Below are 3,787 nucleotides of genomic sequence, written 5' to 3' on the forward strand. Positions count from 1 at the left end.
CCTATGGCAGCGGCAAGGGCGAGGACGCCATCACCAGCGGCCTGGAGGTGGTGTGGACACCGACGCCGACCAAGTGGGACAACACCTTCCTGGAGACCCTGTACGGCTACGAGTGGGAGTTGACCAAGAGTCCCGCGGGCGCCTGGCAGTTCACCGCGAAGAACGGCGCAGGCGCGGGTACCATCCCGGATCCGTTCGGCGGGCCGGGCCGTAACCCGACAATGTTGGTCACCGACATCTCGCTGCGCGAGGACCCGATCTACCGGGAGATCACCACGCGTTGGCTGGATCACCCCGACGAGCTGGCCGATGCCTTCGCCAAGGCGTGGTTCAAGCTGCTGCACCGCGACATGGGACCGGTCTCTCGCTACCTCGGCCCCTGGATTCCCGAGCCGCAGCTGTGGCAGGACCCGGTACCGGCCGTCGATCACCCGCTGGTCGACGACAAGGACATCGCCGCCTTGAAGAAGAAGGTGCTCGACTCTGGGCTGGCAGTGCCGCAACTGGTCAAGACGGCATGGTCCGCGTTGGCCAGCTACCGCAACACCGACAAGCGCGGCGGTGCTAACGGTGCGCGAATTCGCCTGGAGCCGCAGAAGAACTGGGAGGCCAACGAGCCTTCCGAGCTGGCGAAGTCGCTGGCGGCGCTGGAGAAGATTCAGCACGAATTCAACGGCTCGGCAGCTGGCGGCACGAAGATCTCGCTGGCCGACCTGATCGTGCTGGCCGGGTCTGCGGCGGTGGAGAAAGCGGCCAAGGACGCCGGCTACCAGATCGACGTGCACTTCGTCCCGGGCCGTACCGACGCCTCGCAGGAGAACACCGATGTGGAGTCGTTCGCGGTGCTCGAACCACGTGCCGACGGTTTCCGCAACTATTTCCGGGCCGGTGAGAAGGTGCCCCTCGAGCATTTGCTGCTCGAAAAGGCCTGCCTGCTCGGCGTGACCGCGCCGGAGATGACGGTGCTGATCGGCGGCCTTCGTGCACTCGGCGCCAACCACGGCGGCAGCAAGCACGGTGTGTTCACCGACAAGCCGGGCGTGTTGACCAACGATTTCTTCGTCAACCTGCTCGACATGAACACCGAGTGGAAAGCATCCGAGAGCGCGGAGAACGTCTACGAGGGCCACGACCGGTCCTCGGGTGCCTTGAAGTGGACGGCGACCGCCAATGACCTTGTGTTCGGGTCGAACTCGGTGCTGCGCGCCCTGGCCGAGGTCTACGCCCAGGACGACAACAGCGGGAAGTTCGTCGAGGACTTCGTCGCGGCCTGGGTCAAGGTCTGCAACAACGATCGGTTCGACCTGCGGTAACCCCTGATCGTTCCATACGACCACTGCCCCCCGCGAGCTTCGGTTCGCGGGGTGCAGTGCTGGCCGGTCGGCGCCCGATGCATGTCGAGAGTCGCGCGTCGTGGAACCGCCGAATCAGTGTCGGCGAGTCAGCAGCGCTGTCGCACTCCAGGGTCGTTTCCCTGGATTACGCGGATCGGGTTGAGGACCCCACAGCGCCGGCCACATGAACATCGGCAACCTACGAAATCGCTTGGCGGCTGCCATCAGATGCTCTGATTCGAGGACTCGCCAGCCCAGTGCTTCGAAATAGGCCAACCCGTTTTCGGGCGCGAAGACGAACGGGGCATTTTGCAGTATGCCGGACATCTTCTTGTTCATCAGTCTCTTCAGGCCGGGGCCGCCGAAGTCGAGCATCCACCAGCAGACCTCAGGCCGATCGAGCGCGTCCGAAAGCGCTGCGACATCACGCTCTTGGAGATACATCAGCAGGCCCTCGGTCAGCACCAGCGCGTTGGCGGCGCCGTCGAGAGCTTCGTCGAAGAACGTGTCGCGGGCCGCCGGATCGGCGAGGTCGACCGCAGATCGGGTTAAGCGGCACCGCGGCGTCTGGTCGGCAAGGAGTTGCGTCTTCTCCTCGAGTAAGTGCGGAAGGTCCGCCTCGATCCAGGGGAAGTCAGCCGGAAGGTCCAACCGATACGGCCGGGTGTCCAAGCCGGCGGCCAGATTCAGCACCCGATCACAGCCTTTGGCGATCGCCCCGGCGATGGCGTCATCGATGATCTTGGTCCGCGCGACGAGCCACCAGCCGTTGCGACTCGACGCCGGCGTCGCGGCGACGATCGCGCGCCCCTGCTCCCCCGCGAGGCGCTCGGCGAGCGGATCGTGAAACAGCGCGTCGGTGCGCGCTGTTTCGGTAGCCCGATAGAGCGCAGTCCACCTGGCCGTATCTGAAACATGGGTGATCACGTGCCCGGCGTCTGACATAGGTTGCGTTATAGCACTCCGGCGCTGGTGGAATCCGCGTTGGGTCGGGTACAAGGGTGCGACGGACATCTCGCTGCACTCATGCGGCGTCCCGTTGCGGGGTTTGGGTTTTGGCCTCTGTGCGTCCGGTTCCGCGTCGGCGGGGTCTTAGGGATGCTCCACCGGTGCGCCCGTCGGCCCGGCTGGCACGACGGTCGATTGCGGGCGGTAACGGATCCGCATATCCGCCGGCCGTTCAGGTCGCGGCAGAGGCCTGCAGCGATGCCAGGGCGCGCGCGCTGAGCCGGGCGAGGTCGTCGGCCTCGTCGGGGGTGAGCGCGGCCGCGAAAATCTCGGCCATCCGGCGGTTGGTCGCCTGCTCGACCTCGGCGTAGCGGTCCTTCTTGTCTGCGCCGTCGGCGAACGGCTCGGGCCAGCCGAACATCGCCGCGTACTGATGGCCCTTGTTGAGCATGTGCGCTTCCACCGGGGTGATGCCGGAAGTGGTGAGGGCGTTGAAATGCACGCCGCCCCGCAGCTCGCGCAGAACCTGCATGATCTGCAGCGCCCGCGCGGGCGCGTCGTCGGCCAGCGGCATGGTGCGCCAGCCGGCATACAGCGGCAGGCCCGCGTCCGGTGCCGCCGCGATGACCTTCTCCCCCAGCGCCGCGATGCGGTCCAGGCCTTCGGCGCCGGCTAGGTGCTTGCGGGCGAAGCGGGCAATCTGGTCCCAGTACACCTCGGCCGCACCGGCCGCGCCGCGCACCGCGACGCCCTCATCCCACAGGCCCCGCAGGAAGTTCGGCTCGAACGCGACGAACACCGAACCGACCGTGGCGCCGGTGGCCTCGCCCAGCACCCCGCCGCGGCCGGCCACGTATCCGGTGAGCGGGTTCTGGTAGCCGGCGGCGATGCTGTCGGCGAACGTCTCGGGGTGCAACATGAACACCGCGACGGCTTGTTCGATGGGCGAGGCCGCGGCGATGGCCGCGTCGAGCACGTCGTTGTTGCTCATGGGTCTCCTTGTAATTCATGACGCTGTGTGTGTCGCACGCTACTCCTGGCGTCGTTTCCCTACCCAGGCAGCAATGTCGCGCGATGCCTGGGCGTGTGCGGTCACGATGATCTACGTCAACCGCACCGCGGAGGTGGTGGTACGCGAATCGGGCCGGGGCACGGGGTAATTCGAGGCTTCGCTTACCGCCTAATCGGAGACCTTGACGACGAGCTTGCCGACGTTCTTGCCGTCGAACAACATGTTGATCGCCGTCGGCAACTGCTCGAAGCCCTCGACGACGGTTTCGAGCGGGGTGAGGGCGCCTCCGGCGATCAGGCCGGCGATCTCGGTGATCGCCTCCGGCGCGCGCCCGAAGTGGTCCAAGACGATGAAGCCCTGCAGCGTCGCGCGCTGGATGAGCAGGTTGCCGAACGTGCGCGGCCCGGGCGGCGGGTCCGCCGAGTTGTAGCCGGAGATCATGCCGCACAACGCCACCCTGGCACCGATGTTCAGGCGCGCGAAGATGGCGTCC

At 66.6% G+C, this 3,787-nt stretch carries 3 protein-coding genes and 2 pseudogenes; 2 read left to right on the forward strand and 3 right to left on the reverse strand.

What is annotated here, in order from left to right:
* On the forward strand, positions 1-1,313 hold a 1,313-nt coding region (locus AC2VOG_RS13435; RefSeq protein ID WP_486940390.1), incomplete at its 5' end, for a peroxidase family protein.
* 114 nt (positions 1,314-1,427) lie between these two features.
* Here AC2VOG_RS13435 and AC2VOG_RS13440 read toward each other — a convergent pair.
* Complete coding sequence (locus AC2VOG_RS13440; protein WP_486940391.1) at positions 1,428-2,279, reverse strand: class I SAM-dependent methyltransferase; 852 nt, start codon at positions 2,277-2,279, stop codon at positions 1,428-1,430.
* A gap of 235 nt (positions 2,280-2,514) precedes the next feature.
* Positions 2,515-3,273: an SCO6745 family protein gene (locus tag AC2VOG_RS13445; RefSeq protein ID WP_486940392.1), complete on the reverse strand. Its 759-nt coding sequence runs from the start codon at positions 3,271-3,273 to the stop codon at positions 2,515-2,517.
* A gap of 54 nt (positions 3,274-3,327) precedes the next feature.
* On the opposite strand from AC2VOG_RS13445, the pseudogene AC2VOG_RS13450 reads away from it, so the two are divergent.
* Positions 3,328-3,412 (forward strand): annotated as a pseudogene (locus AC2VOG_RS13450) (hypothetical protein); the annotation flags it as partial.
* A 50-nt stretch (positions 3,413-3,462) separates the two neighbouring features.
* Here the strand turns inward: AC2VOG_RS13450 and AC2VOG_RS13455 are convergent.
* Positions 3,463-3,787, reverse strand: a pseudogene (locus AC2VOG_RS13455) (NADP-dependent oxidoreductase); the annotation flags it as partial.

Source organism: Mycobacterium sp. TH-M11 (assembly GCF_057473725.1).

What these genes read in the sequence shown, in the direction of transcription:
- AC2VOG_RS13445 (WP_486940392.1), bottom strand. Translation starts at nt 3,273, where the DNA reads ATGAGCAACAACGACGTGCTCGACGCGGCCATCGCCGCGGCCTCGCCC.
- AC2VOG_RS13440 (WP_486940391.1), bottom strand. Translation starts at nt 2,279, where the DNA reads ATGTCAGACGCCGGGCACGTGATCACCCATGTTTCAGATACGGCCAGG.